Source organism: Acinetobacter sp. ANC_7504 (genome assembly GCF_056779995.1).
The window spans coordinates 195,008-216,361 of record NZ_JBWYIZ010000002.1 but is presented as its reverse complement, the minus strand read 5'-3'; the positions used below and the strand labels follow the sequence as shown (position 1 = coordinate 216,361).

The window sequence follows — 21,354 nt, the reverse complement described above, 5'->3', positions numbered from 1 at the left end:
CAAAATTTTAGCAAACGCTTACTCAGATTTCGATCTGGCTTCCCATTTCGACTACGCGATTTGGTGGGATTAAATAGAAATCACTCACAGGACTGGTATTCCGCTGCATTGATATAAATAATTTTTCACGCCATGGCGCCATTCCTTCTCCCACGGTATGAATCAGACGATCACGTGAAATAAAGAAACTAATTTGCATCATATCAAATTCAAAATTTAACTGCTCATATGCCGCTTTCAGCGCAACTGGAATGTTGGGTTGGTCTTTAAACCCATAATATACAAAAATCCTAAAGAATCGATTATCCATCTTTTCTACACGAATTCTCTCAATATCAGGTACATATGGTACATCTTTAGTAATGACCGTAATCATCATATTACGTTCGTGTAGAACCTTATTATGCTTAATATTGTGCAACATCGCATGTGGAATGATATTAGGTGTTCCTGTGAGGAAAATTGCATCCCCAGGAACGATCAGCGTTTCATCACTCATCTTGACACTTTGAATAAAGAGATCAATAGGTAACGCATCAGACTCAAGCTTATTAAGTACGATTTGACGGCCATCTTTCCACGTCATTAAAACGGTAAATACAATTGCACCAATCAAGATTGGCACCCATCCACCACCAACAATTTTTAAAGAAGTCGAAGCAACAAAAATGAGGTCGATGATCAATAAAGGCACAGCAAAAAGGGCTACTTTCCAAACAGGCCAGCGCCAAACGCCATAAGCTAAAATCGAAATTAAAATCGTACCACACAGCATCGTCATGGTCACTGCTACACCATAGGCACTGGCAAGATTCGCACTATTTTCAAATAATAAAATGAGAATAATGACTGAAATAAATAATACCCAGTTGATGAATGGGACATAGATTTGTCCTTGTTCAATATCAGAGGTGTGTTGCACGGTTAAACGCGGTAAATAGCGTAATTGGATCGCTTGATTGACCATTGAGAATACACCCGTAATCACCGCTTGTGAGGCAATCACAGCAGCAGCGGTTGCAAGACCAATCATTGGAAATAAAGCCCAATCAGGGACCAACAGGTAAAATGGGTTCTCAATTGCATTTGGGTCTCGTAAAAGTAAAGCACCTTGACCCGCATAGTTAAAAACTAGACTTGGCAATACAATCACAAACCAAGCAAGCTTAATGGGCATGCGACCAAAATGTCCCATATCTGCATATAGTGCTTCACCCCCCGTCATCGTTAAAATGACGGCACCCATCGTGAGGAATGCAACAAAAGGTTGGTTGATGATAAAGCCAAACGCCCAGTGCGGACTGATCATTGCCAACACGAACGGTGTTTGCATAACACTCCATAAGCCTAATAGTCCAATAGATGCAAACCACAATAATGTGATTGGTCCAAAGAACTTACCCATGGTCGCCGTGCCGTGGCGCTGAATTAAAAACAGTGCTGTTAAAATACCGATGGCCAATGGTAATAACCATTGATTAAACATCGGAGTCGCAATACTTAAACCTTCAATCGCAGATAAAATAGAAATTGCTGGGGTAATAATGCCATCACCAAAAAACAGTGATGCACCAATAAAGCCCAAGGCAATGAGATAAATTTTGCGCTGATCTGCAATACGAGTTGAACGTAGATTCAAGGCAAGAAGCGACATAATACCGCCTTCACCATTGTTATCTGCCTTCATGATGACTGAGACATATTTAAAGCTGATGGTGAGCATCATGCACCAGAAAATGAGCGACAAAATGCCCAGAACGGTTGCCTCAGTAATTGCAATATGAGCCGTAAGGAAGCATTGACGCAATGCATACAGAGGACTGGTTCCAATGTCACCAAACACCACCCCTAATGCTGCCAATGTTACCGCAGGAAGTGCGGCTTTTTTTGCAGTGCTTTGCATATTTTAGTCTTCATGCATTCGACAGAATTTTTCGGCAATCATATCACTGGCTAAAAACTTTTTCTTTAAATCAATTGTTTCAACTTGGCATCTGCTTTTTTTTTAGTTATCATCGCACGCCTTGGTGAAGTGTCCGAGTGGCTGAAGGAGCACGCCTGGAAAGTGTGTATACGTTAATAGCGTATCGAGGGTTCGAATCCCTCTTTCACCGCCAGAATTTAAAAAACCGAATCATGAGATTCGGTTTTTTTTCGCCTAAAACTTCGCTTTTGGCACGTATCTCGCTTCATTTTACTGTCATCAACATCATGTTAAGTTAATAAAAACAATACTTAAGGAGCTGAACAACCTAACAACGTTATTCAAATAGATGATTTTTGCACACCTATAATAGAGAACCTGCTATTCCGGAGATAATATGAATAACAGCGCCAACTATGTAAAACAAATTAAAAATGCAAAACGTGGTGGCTACACACCCACTATCGCTAAAGATGTGAATAAACACAAAATTCAAAAAGCGCTAAGATTAATTGAGCAATGGAGAAAATTAGCACAAGAGTTAAAACCTCAAATGCAATTTGATATGGCTTATACTCTTGAAGAGTGTGCACAAGACCTTGATCGTATTCTAAAAAACAAATAGCTGATCCTATAAAATTTTCTCAAGATGCCTGTACACGCTATGACGGGCATCACTATAAAATGAGGAGAAAAGACGATCAAAAATAAAGCAAAAACAATTCATCCTGCTCAATTTTAATTAATCGATTAATTTTTGACTTGCGTTTTAGTGAAAAAACGCTATTATTCTCTCCACGTTGCCGGCATAGCTCAGTTGGTAGAGCAACTGACTTGTAATCAGTAGGTCCACAGTTCGAATCCGTGTGCCGGCACCATTTTATACTTAGCCTCGCTTTTTAGTGAGGCTTTGTTGTTTTTGATGATTTATTTTTTACTTGCACTCACTTGTACATATCGCACGATCCCCTCTTGATAAAGTTTCGCACACAACTTTGCTGTCATCTTAATTTTTGCCAAATCTAAAACGTGATACGAATGAGCTTGGATGTTATTTTTAAAAATATCACTCTGAATATACGTTGCAAATCCTGCAAATACCTCGTGACTCAAATCTTGAATATGTATATCTCTAAAACCCGTTTGCACTAAGATTGATTGTGTTTCATCGAATGAGTGCAAATGGTTCAGTTGAACGTCAGCTGCTTTTAATAATAATTTAACTTTCAATTGCGCTAGAGGACTCAAAGTATAGAACTTTGAATTCAAAGCAAGATAATGAAATGCTAAGCGTCCTTTTGAATTCAAAATACCATCTACAGAACGAAGAAATAAATTCAAATTACTGTGATAAGCAGCATCGATGCAAATTGCCGCATCAAATTTAAATTCAAATGATCTAGATTCTAAATTTAAAAATGTTCCCTGCGAGATCCGATTGACATGAGGTAAAAACTTACGCGTATGATTTACATAATATTCTTGTAATTCAATTCCTTCCAAGTATTCGATTTGAAATTTTTCTTTCCATAAAATTAGGCTAGCACCTTGTCCACAACCTAAATCAATTAATTTATCTTTTGAATTTAAATCAATAGATTGAGCAAGGGTTATTGCGAGTAACTCGCAGGCTTGTGGATAATTCAGCTGGTCAGTTTTCCACAGACCTAAATTACTCCAAGCACAATTACGGTAATCCCCCAATAAAGCTGCATTGATCGCATATTTATGTCGAGAGGCTTTCATCCATGCTTGGAGCTTCTTCATTCAATCCCTTAATATCCTAACTCTGGTGCAACCTGTACCTTAGGCTTTAAACCTAAAAATGGTAACGGCGCATCGAGTAATTTTGCTATATCCATTGCTGAAGTCACCGCTGACTCCAAAATTGGTAATCCATCACATGACCAAGAGCCACAATAAAATACTTTACGACCTTGTTGTTGGTGACGAGCATTCAACTCATGCGTTAGTGGTAGAGTATGTCGGTCTACAACAGCTCTAGTGAGTTTCACTTTATGTATTACTTTTTTAGGATCAATCTCAATTACTGGATTCCAAGTTTGAAAAACAGGAGATTTACCCACTAATGTTGGCTCAATCGAATTCAGCCAAACAGTGAAATGCTGTTTAGTAAATTTACGATCCATCATATAACTCAATACGCACCAATCTTTACGCTTCACAGGCATTACCACTGAATCAGTATGAATGACCAATTCACCATCAACAAACTTAAATTGTTTGAGAAGTGCAATATCATCCGCAAACTGTTCAGCATCTAAAAACTCATGAACTTTTGTTGTTGGTGTCGCGACAATCACGCGATCAAATAAGTCAGATTCACCTGCTTCATTTTCCACATAGACTAAATCACCCTGCTCTTGTACACGAGTAATGGGCTGCCCACTTCTTAAATCGATATCTTCCAGCAATTTATCAACGAAAGCTGGCGTCCCACCTTGAATTCGAAGGAGTGCATCTCCATCCGTCAGTTGGCGTAAGAAAATCAACAATGGTTTCGCTGGCCATTCACCAATTGTTTTGGCATCACATGTACAAATGGTAAATAGGACAGGCATGACTGCCCCATTCCAAAATACTTCTTCTATTTGGTTATATTTAACGAACTCATCTAAAGTGATATCTTGATTTTTAGATTTAAAAAACTGCTTCAATGCAGATCTAAGTTGTAACATCCCTTTCACTAAACGGATGCCATATTGCTTTAATCCTTTTCGATTGTTAATGATTGGAAAGTTGCCTATGCGTGAACGTGATGTTGTCAGCCAAGTTTCGATTTTATCTTCAAATAACCAGCTACATGACATATATGTACGTACTGGAAAAGTGTTGAGACCCAAATGTGTGGCAAGACTCAATGTATTTTTCCAGAGCATTGGATTCATGACACGTAATGGCGAATCAATAATCCCACCTTCATACTCAAGACTATAACTATCCATACCACGCCCTGGAAGCGCCTCGAAAACTGTGATCTGGTGACCAGCATCCTTGAGAATTCTCGCAGTTGCCAACCCTGCCATACCACTTCCAATCACTGCAATTTTCAAAATTATGATCCAAGCATTAAAAATTTTTTTAATTATGCGATAGAACACTTTGAAACTTGCTATTAAAAACTTCCAGATTTTATTTGTTTTTGATTAATTTTTAATCAAATAAATTTGCGTAAAATTCTTGCTACACTATTCGTCATACGCTAAATATTTAATACACTTGTATTTTTTAAGAAATCAAAAAATATGTTTAAAAACAAAATAGATATTTTCACCAATAATTTAATTTTTTAGTTTACAGCTTAAAAAAAATGCATTATCATTGTTTTGAAAATGAGAACTACATCACATTAATAAGAAACACAAATAGAATGTGATCTAGAAAATAAATATAAATTACAGCGTATAAGGACCTCTGTTGTGTGGGATAGAGGTCCTTTATTTTTTTAAAGTGATGATTACAAAAAAAGCGGAAATGATATTTCCGCTTTTCTCGTTCCAATTAACGTGCAATTTCACCAAATTTACCATTATTGAAATCATGAAAAGCTTGAATGATTTCTTCTTTGGTGTTCATGACGAATGGTCCATGCCCTTGAATTGGCTCATTTAGTGGCTCACCTGTAAGCACTAAAAATTGTGTATCTTTATATGCTTGCAATTGAATTGCTGCCTCACCATCACGAGCAAACATCACAATTGAACTGTCTAGAACTTTTTGAGCCCCATTAATTACGAGTTCACCATTCAACACTACAACCAATACGTTGTGATCTACAGGAACATGTATGAATGTTTCATACTCAGCTTTAAGCTGACCATCCCACACATTTATTGGAGTAAATGTTTCAGCAGGACCATAATGACCACCAAACTCACCCGCAATTACACGGATGTGACCAGCATCATCATCCATGGTAATTGTTGGAATATCATGAGATGTGATCGCTTGATAACGTGGTTGAGTCATTTTATCTTTGGCTGGTAGATTGACCCAAAGCTGTGCCATTTCAAGAATTCCACCTTTTTGAGCAAATTCAGGAGAATGAAACTCTTCGTGAACCAATCCGGCCCCAGCAGTCATCCATTGCACATCTCCTGCCTCGATAACACCACCACCACCACTGGAATCCTTATGTGCTAAACCACCTTGGTAGGCGATAGTCACTGTTTCAAATCCGCGATGAGGATGTGAGCCAACACCTAACTGACGTGTCGTTGGCTCAAAGTGATGTGGTGCACCATAATCTAATAACAAAAAAGGACTAAGTGCTTGACCTAACCGATCATAAGAAAATAAGTTACGCACTGGCAGACCATCACCAACCCAATGTGTATGTTGGTTACGATAAACCCCAATTACTCTTTTCATCTTTTACTCCTATATTCGATAGGATGAACATGCGTTCATTTTAGACTTTGCACAGAAAATAAAAAGAGCTTTACTGCCACACAGATTCCTATTTTTATGATTATAATAATCTAAATTAATTCATATATGTGACTATTCACTGAAATTTGAAATTCATGATTACAATATTCCTATTAATAAGACTAATTATCCTAAAAATGGTCACAAATTTATCTCATTTTCAGTCTAATATAACTAGTGACTGAATACGAGTTCATTGATACGTATTCACACTTACTAACATCATAGAGGCTAATAATAATGGGCAAACCTTACGTTCGTTTAGATAAAGATAATGCAGTAGTGCTTTTAGTCGATCACCAAACAGGTCTTCTTTCTCTTGTACGTGATATCGATCCTGATAAGTTTAAAAACAATGTTTTAGCACTCGCAGCAGCAGCAAAATACTTTAACTTGCCGACAATTTTAACAACAAGTTTTGAAGATGGTCCTAATGGTCCACTCGTTCCAGAATTAGTTGAAATGTTCCCTGATGCTCCATATATCGCGCGTCCAGGTCAAATCAATGCTTGGGATAACGAAGATTTTGTAAATGCTGTTAAAGCGACAGGTAAAAAACAACTGATCATCGCTGGTGTTGTGACTGAAGTATGTGTTGCATTCCCTACACTTTCAGCTCTTGCTGAAGACTTTGATGTATTCGTGATTACTGATGCATCTGGTACATTCAACCAAATTACGCGCGATGCTGCATGGAACCGCATGTCTCAAGCAGGTGCTCAACTTATGACATGGTTTGGTGCTGCAGGTGAGTTACATCGTGACTGGCGTAATGATATCGAAGGTTTAGGTGCTTTATTCGGTGAGCATATTCCTGACTATAAAAACTTAATGGTTAGCTATGTAAAGAACACCACTAAAAAATAATATTTAATAAAAGCGACCTTTGGGTCGCTTTTTTTTACCATATTCAAAACCCAAGATGATTTCTTGAACGGCTTAGTTTAACCTATGCTTAAACTTTATCGGATCAGGCGTCGAGGTGAAAATTGCATTCATTTGATGACTATTACTATTTTTATTTGGTCGTTAAATACGGCGGTTTCAGTGCTGCTAGTGACGCGTCAAATATAACTAAATCAAAGCTTAGTCGACGTATTTTAGAACTCGAAGCAAAATTTAATGTCACACTCATTCAACGTTCTACTCGCCATTTCAAAGTAACGCCTTTAGGTCAAGAATTTTTTCAAGAATGTGAAAAAGTAATCAACCAAGTTGATTGCGCTCATAATGTTTTACTTAAACAGAAAAGTGAACCTCAGGGTCTAGTTAAAATTAGTTGCCCACCCGTAATGATGCGTTATCAAATTCGCTCTTTACTCAATGATTTTTTGAAGCGCTATCCAAAAGTTCAAGTCGAGATGGAATTAACCAGCCGACGCGTAGATGTATTGCACGATGATATTGACTTGGCGATCAGAACTAATTTTTCTGCCAATGAAGACTCCACCATCGTGGTTCGTGATGTCATCAAAACCACTCATTGTTTAGTGGCAACCCCTGAGCTTTTACAGGGTCGCGTTTTAGAATATCCAACTGAAATCAATGATTTTCCAACAATTGTTTTAGGAACTCAAAAAACACACTATCAATGGAATTTGCACCGAATTGAAGGGCATGATCTCATTGAAATTCCATTACAACCACGTATTAAAAGTAATGATTTGGCTGGTGTGTATTATTCAGCGATGGATGGATTAGGTATTGCAGATCTACCTTATCTTACAGTACAAAAGGATTTGGCAGCAGGACGGCTTGTACACATCTTACCTGACTGGTGCTCAAATATAGGGACTGTGCAACTCGTTTATGCATCACGTAAAGGACAACGACTCGTGATGGAAAAACTCATCGACCACTTGGTTGAAGGTTTACGACAAGCAGCACAAAATCAAGAAGGTTATGCCTCTTAATAAAAAACCAGCACATCGTGCTGGTTCTTTACTTTTCAACTTAATTTAGATCTTACCTACAAGATCGATTGATGGTGCAAGTGTAGCATCACCTTCTTTCCATTTCGCAGGACATACTTCGCCTGGGTGGGCATGAACATATTGAGCCGCTTTCACTTTGCGAAGAAGTTCTTGAGCATCACGACCAATACCACCTGCATTAATCTCTACAATTTGAATTTTTCCTTCAGGATCAATTACAAATGTACCACGATCTGCCAAACCTTCAGATTCAATCAATACATCAAAGTTTTTAGACAATGTCCACGTTGGGTCACCAATAAGTGGATACTGAATTTTACCAATCACATCTGAAGTATCATGCCAAGCTTTATGTGTGAAATGAGTATCTGTAGATACACCATAAATTTCTACACCTAACTTTTGGAATTCAGCATAGTTATCAGCAAGATCGCCTAATTCTGTTGGACATACAAATGTAAAATCTGCAGGATAGAAAAAGACAACAGACCATTTACCTTTAAAATCTTGCTCAGAAACTTCAATGAACTCACCATTTTGATAAGCAGTTGCATTGAATGGTTTGACTTCAGTATTGATTAAACTCATGTGTTTTCCTCTATTTCTTTGTGAGAGTGTTGCTTCGATGAAATAGAGAATACAAAAGATGACTGGATTGGTAAAACCGAAAGTATTTATAAAAACAATCGAATTTCCAGATTTAAAAGTTAATATATTTCTTTAAGAGAATAAATTAAATATAAAACACTGATTTTTTTTAAAACTTATTTAATTGGTTTCAAATTTTTGAAAATAATACTTTTCTTTTTTCATCCCAAAGAGAAAGATCATTCACTCTGTATGACCATAAACGATTCGAGTAATATCCATTGGGTTTAACCTCACACTATGAAAGCTCACTGTTCGAGGCTTACGATTCACCATCTTTCCCAAGATCATTAATCAAACGCTGATCTATTTCTATAATCATTATAAGAAACGATTGAAAATCTTGCTGCTCTAGCTCATTAAACTTCCTCTTCTGCACTCACCTGATGATAAGATCGATTAAAATAGACAAGACTTTCCTCTTGCGAGCTTTGTTGAATGGCTACAACTCGGCAAATAAAAATACTGTGTGTGCCCACTTGTTGAATTTGCTCAATCTCACAATCAAAACTGACTAAAGCGTCCTTTAAGACCGGGCAACCTGTTTTCAATTTACCCCATTGGGCTAATCCAAAACGTTGTTCTGCACTCAATTGACTCGATGCAAAAGCATTTGAAAGAGACTCATGTTGAGAACTGAGCACATTGACAGATAAAACTTTGTTCTCAATAAAATACTGATGAGATCGGGATGATTGATTCATACACACCAAAAGTGTAGCAGGTGAATCAGTAACGCTACATACAGCAGACGCTGTGAAACCATGCTGTCCTGTTTCACCAGCTGTTGTAATAATATTGACTGCAGTAGTTAATAAAGACATTGCGTTTCTGTAGTCTGAAGCTTCAACCATTTTTCTCTTCTCAAATATAAATTGCTAAACTCGTGCGAACCTAGGATATAGGTGATTGCACAGATGATCCATCTTGAATGTAGAAAATAAACTCAGCTAAAGCACTAACTTCTTAGTTTAAGATCGCTGAACCCATACTTAAGGCTTCAAGTTTGTCACGTCCCACGTGACGAGACAGTGGTATCATTTCACAGTTGGTTGAAGGGTATAGCTTATCAGCATCGACAAATTGCAAAACTTTACGCAAAGTGTTCACCACTTCGTCAAGTGTTTCAATTTGATTGGTTGCCACATCGATTACACCGATTATGACTATCTTCCACGAATCAGTTCAATAAGATCCATGGATATATGTGAGTTTTGCACTCTAAAGAAATGATGCCCCAACTTAGATTTTTGTAGTATCGGGAGTGACGTTTCAAAAGGACGCCGTTCATTATTCAAAGTTCGTTTCCCATTTTTATTATCTTTCATAGAATTACTTTTACAAATATGTATGGCGGCTTCACATTTCAAATTTTCAAGCGCTAGCTCAAGAATAGCAATTCTCTAGACAAATCAAAATTAACTTTGTATCAAATTACTCAAGGTCATAAATAGAAATAAATCAAGTAGCGATCTAACGTCGCTCGAATTACGAGTCTAAAAGCTCTATGATGAACTGTGCTCAGATTATTCACGGTATATTTACTTAAGACCAATCAAAATAATTCGATCAATAAACCTATCATGACTACCTAAAAAAAGAGCCTAGATAGTGAATCTAGGCTTCTCTTATTTTTATGCTGGGATACTTGCTACTATATCCTCTCGAGACCAGAGTCTGTGATTTTGTATCGCTTTCTTAAATTTATCTTGATGATCTTTAAAGGTTTTACTACTAAAAATAGCATCATCTTGTTCGATACCAAAGTATTCGAGAAGGTTTTCTTTATCTCCAAGCAAATAAATTGGTTTAAGATGTTTAAAAGTTTCAAGAACATAGTGTTTTGCAACTCCATCAGCCTTAAATGCTTCTAGATTATCGCCATCAATAACAACAATTGCGTCATATGTAACTGACGGCTCACCATTTTGTCGACCATCTACTGCAATTTCTTTTCCATCTTTAGATTTAACTGGAGCTGCACTTGGAGCTAAAACTTCTGCAACCGCATTTTCACTTTCAGCCCATGCTTTCACGGCATCTACAGAAGTTGCATTTGCACCATTATGCACAAGTACTGCAATTTTACGTTGTTTAATATCTGATGCTGGGAAAGCCTCAATGCTAAGTTTTTCTGAAATTTTAACTTTACTTTGTTTTTTAATCGCTGGCTTATCAGACAGTTTTAAACCTAACTCATTTGCAACGTATGTCGCGAGATCCTTATCGATATTTACTAGAATTCGATCAACCACGCGTTGACGAATTTCTTCATCTTGAACTTTAGAGAGTTCAAATGCGTAAGCATCTTTAATATGCTGTTGTTCATGCTTCTTCAAACTCATATAGTGAAGTGTCGCTTGTGAGAAATGATCTGCAAAGCTTTCAGGTCGAATACGTAATTTACTTGCTTCCACATGTTCAGGATAAGAACTAAATCCCCCTTCTTGCTGCCCAATTTCTCGTGGCCAATTATCATCCACTGAATTTGGTTCATAATTTGCTTTTCCCTTGTAAACTTCATGGTTAGCAAATCCACCACGTCTATTTGTATGAAAAGGGCATACAGGTTTATTAATTGGAATTTGGTTAAAGTTAGCTGTACCTAAACGATGTAGATGGGTGTCTGTATAGCTAAATAATCTTCCTTGAAGTAAAGGATCATTACTAAAATCTATACCAGATACAATATTTGCTGGGCTAAAAGCAACTTGCTCCGTTTCGGCAAAGAAATCATCTGTATTACGGTTCAATATAAATTTGCCTAATGGAGTTACAGGTACTAATTCCTCTGGTACAAGCTTAGTTGGATCTAAAACATCAAAATCCCATTCAGAAGCTTCTTCTTCCGTGAAAATTTGAGCTCCTAGCTCCCATTCAGGATAATTTCCATTTTCGATTGCATCCCATAGATCTCGTCGATGGAAATCAGGATCTTTGCCATTCAGTTTTAATGCTTCGTCCCATACGACTTGAGCAACCCCTTGCTTTGGAGTCCAATGAAATTTGACTAAATGAGCTTTGCCTTGCGCATTGATAAGTCTGAATGTATGTACACCGAAACCTTGGATAGAACGCAAATTACGAGGAATAGCACGATCTGACATCACCCAAGTTGTCATATGTGCTGTTTCGGTATTTAAAGAAATGAAATCCCAGAAGGTATCATGTGCTGATTGTCCAGTCGGGACTTCATTCGGATCTTCTGGCTTGACAGCATGGACAAAATCAGGAAATTTAATAGCATCTTGTATAAAGAAAACAGGAATATTGTTTCCTACTAAGTCATAATTTCCTTCTTGCGTATAAAACTTAATAGAAAAACCTCGAACATCACGCACAACATCTGCTGAGCCACGTCCACCTTGAACTGTAGATATCCGCGCAAAAATAGGGGTAGGATTGCTGGTATCAGTCAGAAATTTAGCTTTAGTCCATTTTTCATTGCCTTTATACGGTTCAAAATATCCATGAGCACCAAATCCTCGAGCATGGACAACTCGTTCTGGTATACGCTCACGATCAAAGTGAATTAGTTTGTCGCGCAATAGAAAATCTTCTAACAGTGTAGGACCACGCTCCCCTACTTTAAGACTATTCTGATTATCGACTACAGGAACCCCTAGTGAAGTCGTAAGTGTTTTACCTTTAGGGTCGACATAGCTATCCTGTTCAAACTGTTGAATTTTTGCATTGCTACTGATCTTCTTCTTACTCATGTTATTTTCCTTATTACATAGTTGTTAAGATAATAAGTTGTGCTTTCATAGATTGCACTTATACAGGTCACTATTTGTACAGGAATTTATCTTAGTACGTTAAAAAGATATTCTCATTATAGTTTTACTTAAAAATAACAATATTAAAAAATGAATTATCCAACTTTTATTCACATAATTTTCGGATATTTTTTCTACAATCACCATTGGTATGTATGGGGTAAATCTTAATCGTGATCTATATAATTCTGTTACTAATATTATGATTCTATTTCCATAAAAGTCTAATTTTTCGCATTAGACTTTTATGGAAAATATTTTTTAAATCATAATCTTATATAGATTGTTAAATCCCAAGAAAAAAGATCGACCATCTAAGTTTATTTCAAATACTTCACCTGATTCGACTTCAACTTGTTTAGAAACTTCTACAAGAATTTGCCCTCTCATCGTATTTTGAACTTTATGAAATGGGATAATGTTAATTCGAATGGTTTCACCATTCACTGCTTTTGCTGTAGTCCAGCCATTAGAGATATTCATTTTCACTTACTCATTCATGAGCTCATGTAAAATTAAAAATAATATTAAATATTTAAATCGAGAGTATGGATTCTGATATCGAAGAGGCTCAAGCCTATAATTCAAATTACAATTTTACATTAGCATGTATTTAATTATAAAAAGCCCACAATGAGATTGTGGACTTCTAAGATCGGCATGGTGCGAGTTCATGCTCTGCGTTAACTGTTTAGACATCATAGATATTAAAATCTATAAATTGAGAATACGCAATTCTAAGTTCTATCTAAACACTTCCGTTTCGCTTACGGATTCGATCAACAATGATTATACCATAAAAAATACTTTATGGTTTAATTTTAATATTTAAATGAGCTGGTAAATTTTACCAGTATTTAAACTATGAAAATTTAAATCAAAACTAGGTCTTATATTTTCATTATCAACAGTGATAAATTTAATATTTATTTGAGATAAGTTCGAAGCATGCTGCGAAGTATTAAATGTACCTATCACTGCATATTTAACTTCAAACTGATCTTTCACCTCAATTAATGAGGTATTCATGAAATAGCTACAATATCACTTGCTTGTAAGCCACGCTGACCTTGTTGTACAACAAATTGAACTCGCTGTCCTTCGACTAGATTCTTGAAACCATTTGCTCGAATTTCACTAAAATGAGCAAATACATCTTGACCATTATCTACAGCGATAAATCCGAAACCCTTAGTTTCGTTGAACCACTTAACTGTACCAGTTGTTAAATTAGACATCATTTATTTCCTATATTATGTAATGAATAATTAGAAAATAATTTTGAAGATAGACTTTTAATAGAATGAAAGATGTAATTAATATCAGATCAAAATAAAATTAGTAAACAATAAAATTATAATTCTAGAAAACCAATATAACACATATTTAATTGATTTATTGATTTAATTTTCTTTAATAAAAAAACCTAACTACAGATCGACCGCAATTAGGTTGTAAACTTTTAAATTAGTTTTTAATTGGTAGCGGGAGCTGGATTTGAACCAACGACCTTCGGGTTATGAGCCCGACGAGCTACCAGACTGCTCCATCCCGCATCAACAAGTGCATTTGTACGCTAATTTGAGATATATAGCAATCTAAATAATTTATTTTTATCAAAAACTATAAAATCATTATCGTTACTAGATAAATTATTCAGATAATTCTGTTTTAAATTTTTGATGTAAAGACCTATACAAATTGAGTTTAAATTTTTCATTATTTAGTAATAATGTCGACTCTTCAGCCCAAGTAGCCTTTCCCACATCTAAACCAGAATGATTCAATGCCCAATCAGATATATACCCATAGATAAAAGAGTTATCAGCAAAGACCCATTTTACGATCTTATTTTGTTCATTCAGAAACACCTTATATGTAGGTAATGAACCAAAAAAACTAAATTTAGTGTATATATATTTGTAATGTTCGTTCATAGAATTATTTTAAAAAAAAGATGGACCATAATAGCAGTTTTATGTGTTTTAACTCATAAAAAAACATCGCTTGTAAAATCAATTCGAGGTTGATTTTAAAATACGGATTCACTTTTCATAAAAAATTAATGATCACATGAAGGTCTTCTCGATCACTTTTTCAAGAATAATTTTAGAATTAATGTTGGCTATACCTTTAATTTTGTTTAACTTATTAATAATAAACTGGGAAAACCCATTTAAATCTTTGGTGGCCACAAAGAGAACGTAATTCGAATCCCCTGTAATTATAAAAGCATTGATCACTTCATCAAAATTACGAATCTGGCTCAGAAAATGCTGATGATCTGATTCGGTCAGCTGATTGAGTTTAATTTCGACAATCGCCTCAACCTGAATACCCAATTTTTCATAATTAATTTTTGCTTGGTATTTTTCGATGACTCCATTGTTTTCTAAAATTTTGACACGTCGATGGCATGCTGAAGCAGAAAGATTCACTAAATCTGCCAATTCCTGATGACTTAGTCGTGCATTTTGTTGTAATAGTCTTAAAATTTTATGATCAATGAGGTCTAAATTCATTCCTAAATATCATCCTGATTTTTTATATTTAATTCGAATACTATCCAGTTTTCATGCAATTTCAAGCATAATTATCGGATAAATACTAAAAATTACCGTGATAAAATCGAATGAAATAACACGGACCGAGTCAGGATAAAAATGATTACCTTAGATCAATGCAAAGCATGGGATGCTGAAGACGAACTGAAACATTTAAAAAATGAATTTGCTATACCTGAGAATACTATCTATCTAGATGGAAATTCCCTTGGTGCACGCCCTAAATCTGCTTTAACACGTGCTCAAGAAGTGGTGAGCCAAGAGTGGGGGGAAGATCTCATCAATAGCTGGAACAAAGCGGATTGGTGGGGATTATCGACTCGGTTAGGTGATAAGGTGGCTCAGCTCATTGGGGCAAATCCAGGCGAAACGGTGATCTCTGATTCAACCACACTCAACTTATTTAAAGCACTCTCTGCTGCTGTCAAAATCCAAGCTGAAATCGCTCCTGAACGTAAAGTGATTATTGCGGAAAAGGACGTCTTCCCGACTGACCTCTATATTATTGAAGGTTATATTGACCTTGTTCAAAAAGGCTACCAACTGGTTTTAATCGAACATCCTGATGAATTAGAAACCACTCTGAAAGCCCATCAAACGGCAGTTGTGGTGTTGTCACATATCAATTACCGCTCAGGCTATTTCTATGACATGGAACAGGTCAACCAAACGATTCATCAACATAACGCTTTGGTCATCTGGGATCTATGCCACTCTGCAGGCGCTGTTCCAATCGATTTAAACAAGACCCAAAGTGATTTTGCCGTAAGTTGCACATATAAATACCTTAATGGTGGACCAGGTTCTCCTGCCCTCATCTGGGTAAATGCAAAACACCAAAATAAATTTTGGCAACCTCTTTCAGGATGGTGGGGTCATCAACGTCCTTTCGATATGGCTGATCACTACGAGCCAGCTCAAGGCATTCGTCGTTTTTTATGTGGCACACAAAGTATTTTGTCCATGAGTTTGATCGAATGTGGTTTAGATGTGTTCTTAAAAACTGACATGCAAAAGATCCGAGAAAAATCTCTAAATTTAACGGATCTCTTTATTCAATTGGTTGAACAGGAATGTGCTGAATTTGGTTTTGAGTTAATTACACCAATCGATCATTTACAGCGCGGTAGTCATGTGAGTTATTGCCATGAACACGGCTATGCCATTGTCCAAGCGCTTGTTGCGCGTGGTGTGATTGGAGATTACCGAGAGCCAGCCGTGCTCAGATTTGGGGTCACACCTTTGTACCTAAGCCATGAAGACATTTGGCATGCTGTTCAACATCTTAAACAAGTGATGCTGAATGAAGAATGGAAAAATGAAAAATATTCGGTGCGAGGTCAAGTAACTTAATTCAGTTACTCACTTTACATCACCATGGCCAGGAGGGCTTATGAGTAACTTCGATAAAATTCAAACACGCGAAGCAGGATTACATAAAAAATTAACCGCTAAACAAATGGGCATGATTGCAATAGGCGGTGCCATTGGCACCGGTCTATTCATGGGTAGTAAATTTGCCATTAGTTTTGCAGGACCTGCTGTCATTCTAAGCTATGCGATCGGCGGATTAATTGCTTTTGCACTAATGGCTTGCTTGGCAGAAATGACTGTACAACACCCCACTTCAGGCTCGTTTGGTGCTTACGCTGAACATTATATAAATCCACTTTCTGGTTTCTTAGTTCGTTATAGCTACTGGGCATGTATCGTGTTGGCTGTAGGCACAGAAATTACCGCCGTGGCTGACTATATGAAACTTTGGTTTCCTCATGCCGGTTCAGGTATTTGGATCGTGTTTTTTTCAACCGTACTTCTCGCAGTAAATGCTTATAGTGTCAAAGCATTTGGCTTAGTTGAATATTGGTTTTCGACGATCAAAGTGTTTGCCATCATTGTGTTTATTCTGTTGGCAATAGGTATTTTGACGCAAGATCCAAATCCTCATCAAGCGCTAACTCACAATCTCACTGCACATGATGGCTTTATGCCAAATGGATTTAAAGGTGTTTGGATTGGTGTCATTATTTCTATTTTTAGTTATCTCAGTATCGAAATGATCGCGGTTGCTGCAGGTGAAGCCAATGATCCTGAAAAAGCAGTTAAATACGCTTTCAAAAGCACTGCGATTCGCTTATTTCTATTTTATTTACTATCGCTGAGTTTAATTGTCACTCTCGTTCCATGGACTCAATTGATAGCACCAGGTGCAACCAGTCCTTTCGTGTCTGTTATGCAAATTGTCGGCATTCCTTTTGCTGATCATATTTTAAACTTCATTGTGATTGTGGCAGCACTGTCCGCAATGAACAGCATGTTATATATCTCAACGCGTATGTTATTCAGTTTGTCACGTTCAGGAGATGCACCGAAACTGTTTGGTAAAATTCGTAAAAATGGGGTGCCCATCAATGCCTTGCTACTTTCGGCAACAGGTATTGCTGTGGCGAGTATTGTTTATAGCATTAATCCCGAATCAGCATTTCCAATCATGATTGCACTGTCCATGTTTGGAGCTTTATTTACTTGGGGAGCGATCTTTGCCACACACTACTTCTTTAGAAAGAACTTGGCAAAAAATAATATCCACCTCAAATACAGCATTCCTGGTAGTCGTTATATTTCCTTTATTGGTTTGTTTGCCATTCTTGCAATCACGCTTACCACATGGTTTACGCAAGAATTTAAATCAACTCTCCAGTTTGGCGTGCCTTTTATCGTGATGTTAATCATTTTCTATCAAATGAAGAAATCATCCTTAAAGCATCAATTAACTGAAAATGAACAAGCCTAGTAAAGGAGCTGTAAATCATGCTCTATGACAACTCGCAAACTGTGACGGATGAAAATCAGATCTTGTCTGATTTTCAAAAAATGAGTCAAGCGACTTATATGCAACACCATCATATTGCCGATTTACAGTACGACTTTCAGAGAAGATCTACACTGGATTTTTTCCCCACACCTGTTGCCACCAATACTACTGTTATTTTTATACATGGTGGTTATTGGCAATGGTGTGAAAAAAGGGATTTTGCCTTTGTTGCTGAATTTGTTTTAAAGCAAAATGCTCAATGTGTGTTGGTTGAATATGATTTAGCACCTCAAAGTAGTTTAAATCTGATTAATCTACAAATTCGCAAAGCGCTCGATTATATCCACAAACAAACTTGGATCAGCTCCAATGTCATTGTGGTTGGGCATTCTGCCGGTGCCCATTTAGCTGCTTTAAATTTAGATCACCCCTTGATTGGTTCAGCGGTATTACTCAGTGGGATCTATGACCTAAAACCGATTCAAGAAACACATTTAAACAAGGCGCTAAATTTATCTGAGCTAGACATTAAAAACTTAAGTCCAGTTGAACATTCTACGCACTTTGCTAAGCCCTGTACGATTGTGTATGGACTCGATGAGTTACCAGAACTGAGATGGCAAAGCCAAAAATATTATCAATTTCGGCAGCAACTAGAGCCTGAATTCACGCATCTCTTGAGTTTTGCAGACACCAACCACTACTCCATTTTGGAACGATATTTTAAATCGATAATGACCACCTAATTTCTACTCAGCTTTAATCAGCTGAATCACCAGCTTAATTCATATCTAGTCACACGGATGTTACTATGTCAAAACCATGCTTTTACAAGCTATTGCTTTCCTGCACCTTTATTTTGTCAAATCTTACATTTGCCGAGATAACACTCATTGATGAACAGCAAATTGTGAGTGAATCCGATCGTTTAAAACTCACCACGTCTGGTAGTATTCGCCTACAAGCCTTAAATTTCGATCATTACGATCAATCTAACGAAAATCAGAAATATCGCAGAGATGGCTATAGCTCAAATAGCCGTATTTATGCCAATGCTGATTATGCATGGAATGAACGTTTGCATTTAATTGCAGGCTATCAAAACTATATCAATCTTCCCAAGATGCTGGATTGGGACGGTCATTACCGTTCCTCTGATGAAAACATCACCACCGAACAGGCGTATATTGGTCTGCGAGATTCAGAATACGGTACCGTTAAATTTGGAAAAATCTATAGTATTTATTACGACATTGTAGGTGCCAAAACTGACCTATGGAATTACTCAACCTTGGCTCAGCCCCAAACGTGGAGCCCTGTCGCTTATACAGATGGTACGCAAGCAGCTCATAAAACTTTACGTTATGAGTTCAAAATGGATAAAGCAAACTTATATGCCAGCTATTTGTTCAAGGATAGTACGACGGTCGCAGATACGGATGTGCAATATCAACGTAAAAATGGTGCCGAATTGGCAGTTGATGTGCATTTAAATAAAAATTTAAGTTGGGCGACCTCATGGAAGTACAACGATGCTAGTCTGAATAATCAACAAGATAAACATGATTTAAAGCAAGAAATTTGGGCAAGTTCATTATTTTATTTTGATGGAAAATGGATGCTTAGCTTTGGCGCTGGTTGGTATAAAAATCTAGTTCCAAATTTTGATGCTTACAGTGAATCGAGCGATTTTCAACTTCAATCATTGCTGAATACTGAGGCTTATGGCGTTGAATTTTATGCGGGACAGCACTTCAAGATTGAAGAATACGGTATCAAATTCATTCAGCCCTATATCATGGGAAATCAACTTGAATATACCAGTGGCTCAGAGTTTAAACGCCGTGATCTCGGTGTTGGTATAGCAGCTAGATTTAACCATGGTTTTGGATTTGATTATGAACGTTTATATACACATGATACGTTCCAAACCCCAGATATGCATTTATTCCGTTTACGTTATGAATGGTAAATTCTAATTTTAGGTTAACTATCCTTCAAAGCCTTGTTATTTAAAAAGGCTTTGAAGGATCACTCATGGATTCGCATCAAATCTCAATAAGTTGTAGCGTTATACAAAGTCTTTAATAAATTTTATTTAATGCATAACATTTCAATTAACTTAATATTTTTAGAAAGTTGCATTGACATGGGTTCAAAATAAATCGTATCGAATGAATTATTATCATCTACGGCTTTACCTTGCGGCGTAAAACGCTGGCTTTTGACATAGGCTCTGGCTTTATTTTGACAATCAATTTGATGAACGGCTTGTATGTAGCCCTTGGGTTTGATGTTTAATGAGGGTACGCCATGTTCATACACATATTTATAGTCAATTTCAAAAATATGCGAGGCTTGATCGAGTGATTTAATAGTCGTTTTATCAATATAAGACCAGCCCCCATCATCCCGATCAAACATGGTCCATTGTGGTGATTGTGCTAAGCTCATGCTGCTACACAGCACACAAGTTAAAAATATAATCCCGTGTTTCATTCAACTATCCCTAATTCAACTATGAACAAACGTTTTACTATATCACCATAAAAACAAAAAACCCTTTGTTATACAAAGGGTTTTTAACTATTTAATTCATTGTTAAATAATAAAAAACATTAAAATTTAACAAAAACTACTCTCAGGTATGTGTCAGAACGGTAAATCATCATCTAAATCAGATGGTGCTGTCGCCATTGGCTTCGGCGCTGGTTGATTTTGTGGCTTTTGGAAGCCTTGGTTAACGTTGTTATTACCATAACCAGCTTGGTTACCATAACCGCTACCTTGATTATTATTGTTATAACCACCTTGGTTGCCATAACCACCGCCTTGGTTGTTATTAAAACGTGGTTGATTATAACCTTCACCACCATTTTCACTTTGCTGACGATTATTAGAATCTAACATCTGCATTTGTTCGCCACGAATTTCAGTCGTGTAACGTTCTTGACCATTTTGGTCTGTCCACTGACGGGTACGTAAAGAGCCTTCAATATAAACTTTTGAACCTTTACGTAAATATTGCTGTGCAATTTCACCTAAACGATTATGTAAGACGATACGGTGCCATTCTGTTTGTTCTTTGCGTTCACCTGAGTTTTTATCTGTCCAAGATTCACTTGTTGCAATTGAAAACTGCGTTAATGAACCACCATTGGGAAATGTTTTTGTCTCAGGATCTTTACCTAAAGTACCAACTAAAATAACTTTATTCACGCCGCGCATGTGCTCTAAT

Annotated in this window: 20 protein-coding genes, 3 tRNA genes and 1 pseudogene; 9 read left to right on the top strand and 15 right to left on the bottom strand. The window is 36.8% G+C overall.

The features are described from left to right. Positions 1 to 22: 22 nt before the first annotated feature. Positions 23 to 1,903 carry a potassium transporter Kup gene (locus tag AC1M9F_RS04920; RefSeq protein WP_481597200.1) on the bottom strand — a complete coding sequence of 627 codons (1,881 nt, stop codon included), beginning with the start codon at positions 1,901 to 1,903 and terminating at the stop codon, positions 23 to 25. A 123-nt stretch (positions 1,904 to 2,026) separates the two neighbouring features. On the opposite strand from AC1M9F_RS04920, the gene AC1M9F_RS04915 reads away from it, so the two are divergent. The 3 genes from AC1M9F_RS04915 (at position 2,027) to AC1M9F_RS04905 (ending at position 2,802) form a co-directional block, all read left to right on the top strand. Next, a tRNA-Ser gene (locus tag AC1M9F_RS04915) sits at positions 2,027 to 2,117 on the top strand. Between the two features lie 204 nt (positions 2,118 to 2,321). Beyond that, positions 2,322 to 2,549 carry a hypothetical protein gene (locus tag AC1M9F_RS04910; protein WP_035267585.1) on the top strand — a complete coding sequence of 76 codons (228 nt, stop codon included), beginning with the start codon at positions 2,322 to 2,324 and terminating at the stop codon, positions 2,547 to 2,549. A 177-nt stretch (positions 2,550 to 2,726) separates the two neighbouring features. Continuing rightward, a tRNA-Thr gene (locus AC1M9F_RS04905) sits at positions 2,727 to 2,802 on the top strand. A 49-nt stretch (positions 2,803 to 2,851) separates the two neighbouring features. On the opposite strand, the gene AC1M9F_RS04900 is transcribed toward AC1M9F_RS04905, so the two are convergent. From AC1M9F_RS04900 to AC1M9F_RS04890, 3 genes are all read right to left on the bottom strand, one after another. Beyond that, positions 2,852 to 3,691, bottom strand: coding sequence for a class I SAM-dependent methyltransferase (locus AC1M9F_RS04900; protein WP_481597199.1), 840 nt, complete (start codon positions 3,689 to 3,691; stop codon positions 2,852 to 2,854). A gap of 8 nt (positions 3,692 to 3,699) precedes the next feature. Next, positions 3,700 to 4,998, bottom strand: coding sequence for an FAD-dependent oxidoreductase (locus AC1M9F_RS04895; RefSeq protein WP_481597198.1), 1,299 nt, complete (start codon positions 4,996 to 4,998; stop codon positions 3,700 to 3,702). Between the two features lie 448 nt (positions 4,999 to 5,446). Beyond that, on the bottom strand, positions 5,447 to 6,316 hold the full coding sequence (locus tag AC1M9F_RS04890; protein ID WP_481597197.1) for a pirin family protein: 870 nt from the start codon (positions 6,314 to 6,316) through the stop codon (positions 5,447 to 5,449). A 300-nt stretch (positions 6,317 to 6,616) separates the two neighbouring features. Between AC1M9F_RS04890 and ycaC the strand changes: the two genes are divergently transcribed. Together ycaC and AC1M9F_RS04880 are read left to right on the top strand one after the other, a co-directional pair. Then, a complete protein-coding gene (ycaC, locus tag AC1M9F_RS04885) occupies positions 6,617 to 7,243 on the top strand; it encodes an isochorismate family cysteine hydrolase YcaC (protein ID WP_035267592.1) in 627 nt (208 codons plus the stop codon). A gap of 122 nt (positions 7,244 to 7,365) precedes the next feature. Beyond that, positions 7,366 to 8,289, top strand: a complete 924-nt coding sequence (locus AC1M9F_RS04880) for a LysR substrate-binding domain-containing protein (protein ID WP_481597196.1) — start codon at positions 7,366 to 7,368, stop codon at positions 8,287 to 8,289. A gap of 45 nt (positions 8,290 to 8,334) precedes the next feature. On the opposite strand, the gene ahpC is transcribed toward AC1M9F_RS04880, so the two are convergent. The 9 genes and pseudogenes from ahpC to gigD all read right to left on the bottom strand — a co-directional run bounded on the left by ahpC (position 8,335) and on the right by gigD (position 15,259). Further along, on the bottom strand, positions 8,335 to 8,898 hold the full coding sequence (ahpC, locus tag AC1M9F_RS04875) for an alkyl hydroperoxide reductase subunit C (RefSeq protein ID WP_035267594.1): 564 nt from the start codon (positions 8,896 to 8,898) through the stop codon (positions 8,335 to 8,337). Between the two features lie 419 nt (positions 8,899 to 9,317). Further along, positions 9,318 to 9,812, bottom strand: coding sequence for a flavin reductase family protein (locus AC1M9F_RS04870; protein ID WP_481586844.1), 495 nt, complete (start codon positions 9,810 to 9,812; stop codon positions 9,318 to 9,320). 112 nt (positions 9,813 to 9,924) lie between these two features. After that, positions 9,925 to 10,358 (bottom strand): annotated as a pseudogene (locus AC1M9F_RS04865) (uroporphyrinogen decarboxylase/cobalamine-independent methonine synthase family protein); the annotation flags it as partial. A gap of 234 nt (positions 10,359 to 10,592) precedes the next feature. Continuing rightward, a complete protein-coding gene (locus tag AC1M9F_RS04860) occupies positions 10,593 to 12,677 on the bottom strand; it encodes a catalase (RefSeq protein WP_481597195.1) in 2,085 nt (694 codons plus the stop codon). A 321-nt stretch (positions 12,678 to 12,998) separates the two neighbouring features. Beyond that, positions 12,999 to 13,220: a hypothetical protein gene (locus tag AC1M9F_RS04855; protein ID WP_035267598.1), complete on the bottom strand. Its 222-nt coding sequence runs from the start codon at positions 13,218 to 13,220 to the stop codon at positions 12,999 to 13,001. 345 nt (positions 13,221 to 13,565) lie between these two features. Next, positions 13,566 to 13,766 carry a hypothetical protein gene (locus tag AC1M9F_RS04850; RefSeq protein ID WP_092766478.1) on the bottom strand — a complete coding sequence of 67 codons (201 nt, stop codon included), beginning with the start codon at positions 13,764 to 13,766 and terminating at the stop codon, positions 13,566 to 13,568. Then, positions 13,763 to 13,975, bottom strand: coding sequence for a cold-shock protein (locus AC1M9F_RS04845; protein ID WP_035267602.1), 213 nt, complete (start codon positions 13,973 to 13,975; stop codon positions 13,763 to 13,765). The genes AC1M9F_RS04850 and AC1M9F_RS04845 overlap by 4 nt, the downstream gene beginning before the upstream one ends. A gap of 241 nt (positions 13,976 to 14,216) precedes the next feature. Further along, positions 14,217 to 14,293 (bottom strand) — tRNA-Met (locus tag AC1M9F_RS04840). Between the two features lie 513 nt (positions 14,294 to 14,806). Continuing rightward, positions 14,807 to 15,259 carry an Lrp/AsnC family transcriptional regulator GigD gene (gene gigD, locus AC1M9F_RS04835; protein ID WP_092766480.1) on the bottom strand — a complete coding sequence of 151 codons (453 nt, stop codon included), beginning with the start codon at positions 15,257 to 15,259 and terminating at the stop codon, positions 14,807 to 14,809. Positions 15,260 to 15,400: 141 nt separating this feature from the next. On the opposite strand from gigD, the gene kynU reads away from it, so the two are divergent. From kynU to AC1M9F_RS04815, 4 genes are all read left to right on the top strand, one after another. Then, complete coding sequence (gene kynU / locus AC1M9F_RS04830) at positions 15,401 to 16,654, top strand: kynureninase (protein ID WP_481597194.1); 1,254 nt, start codon at positions 15,401 to 15,403, stop codon at positions 16,652 to 16,654. A 40-nt stretch (positions 16,655 to 16,694) separates the two neighbouring features. Then, positions 16,695 to 18,095 carry an amino acid permease gene (locus tag AC1M9F_RS04825; protein WP_481597193.1) on the top strand — a complete coding sequence of 467 codons (1,401 nt, stop codon included), beginning with the start codon at positions 16,695 to 16,697 and terminating at the stop codon, positions 18,093 to 18,095. Between the two features lie 14 nt (positions 18,096 to 18,109). Next, entirely contained in the window at positions 18,110 to 18,862 is a 753-nt protein-coding gene (locus AC1M9F_RS04820) for an alpha/beta hydrolase (protein WP_481597223.1), read from the top strand. Between the two features lie 113 nt (positions 18,863 to 18,975). Next, positions 18,976 to 20,088 carry a porin gene (locus AC1M9F_RS04815; protein ID WP_481597192.1) on the top strand — a complete coding sequence of 371 codons (1,113 nt, stop codon included), beginning with the start codon at positions 18,976 to 18,978 and terminating at the stop codon, positions 20,086 to 20,088. Between the two features lie 122 nt (positions 20,089 to 20,210). On the opposite strand, the gene AC1M9F_RS04810 is transcribed toward AC1M9F_RS04815, so the two are convergent. Next, entirely contained in the window at positions 20,211 to 20,570 is a 360-nt protein-coding gene (locus AC1M9F_RS04810) for a hypothetical protein (protein WP_092766485.1), read from the bottom strand. A gap of 198 nt (positions 20,571 to 20,768) precedes the next feature. Continuing rightward, on the bottom strand, positions 20,769 to 21,344 hold the full coding sequence (ssb, locus tag AC1M9F_RS04805; RefSeq protein WP_092766486.1) for a single-stranded DNA-binding protein: 576 nt from the start codon (positions 21,342 to 21,344) through the stop codon (positions 20,769 to 20,771). Positions 21,345 to 21,354: the final 10 nt, after the last annotated feature.

What these genes read in the sequence shown, in the direction of transcription:
- AC1M9F_RS04920 (WP_481597200.1), bottom strand. Translation starts at nt 1,903, where the DNA reads ATGCAAAGCACTGCAAAAAAAGCCGCACTTCCTGCGGTAACATTGGCA.
- AC1M9F_RS04910 (WP_035267585.1), top strand. Translation starts at nt 2,322, where the DNA reads ATGAATAACAGCGCCAACTATGTAAAACAAATTAAAAATGCAAAACGT.
- AC1M9F_RS04900 (WP_481597199.1), bottom strand. Translation starts at nt 3,691, where the DNA reads ATGAAGAAGCTCCAAGCATGGATGAAAGCCTCTCGACATAAATATGCG.
- AC1M9F_RS04890 (WP_481597197.1), bottom strand. Translation starts at nt 6,316, where the DNA reads ATGAAAAGAGTAATTGGGGTTTATCGTAACCAACATACACATTGGGTT.
- ycaC (WP_035267592.1), top strand. Translation starts at nt 6,617, where the DNA reads ATGGGCAAACCTTACGTTCGTTTAGATAAAGATAATGCAGTAGTGCTT.
- ahpC (WP_035267594.1), bottom strand. Translation starts at nt 8,898, where the DNA reads ATGAGTTTAATCAATACTGAAGTCAAACCATTCAATGCAACTGCTTAT.
- AC1M9F_RS04870 (WP_481586844.1), bottom strand. Translation starts at nt 9,812, where the DNA reads ATGGTTGAAGCTTCAGACTACAGAAACGCAATGTCTTTATTAACTACT.
- AC1M9F_RS04860 (WP_481597195.1), bottom strand. Translation starts at nt 12,677, where the DNA reads ATGAGTAAGAAGAAGATCAGTAGCAATGCAAAAATTCAACAGTTTGAA.
- AC1M9F_RS04855 (WP_035267598.1), bottom strand. Translation starts at nt 13,220, where the DNA reads ATGAATATCTCTAATGGCTGGACTACAGCAAAAGCAGTGAATGGTGAA.
- AC1M9F_RS04850 (WP_092766478.1), bottom strand. Translation starts at nt 13,766, where the DNA reads ATGAATACCTCATTAATTGAGGTGAAAGATCAGTTTGAAGTTAAATAT.
- AC1M9F_RS04845 (WP_035267602.1), bottom strand. Translation starts at nt 13,975, where the DNA reads ATGTCTAATTTAACAACTGGTACAGTTAAGTGGTTCAACGAAACTAAG.
- gigD (WP_092766480.1), bottom strand. Translation starts at nt 15,259, where the DNA reads ATGAATTTAGACCTCATTGATCATAAAATTTTAAGACTATTACAACAA.
- kynU (WP_481597194.1), top strand. Translation starts at nt 15,401, where the DNA reads ATGATTACCTTAGATCAATGCAAAGCATGGGATGCTGAAGACGAACTG.
- AC1M9F_RS04825 (WP_481597193.1), top strand. Translation starts at nt 16,695, where the DNA reads ATGAGTAACTTCGATAAAATTCAAACACGCGAAGCAGGATTACATAAA.
- AC1M9F_RS04810 (WP_092766485.1), bottom strand. Translation starts at nt 20,570, where the DNA reads ATGAGCTTAGCACAATCACCACAATGGACCATGTTTGATCGGGATGAT.
- ssb (WP_092766486.1), bottom strand. Translation starts at nt 21,344, where the DNA reads ATGCGCGGCGTGAATAAAGTTATTTTAGTTGGTACTTTAGGTAAAGAT.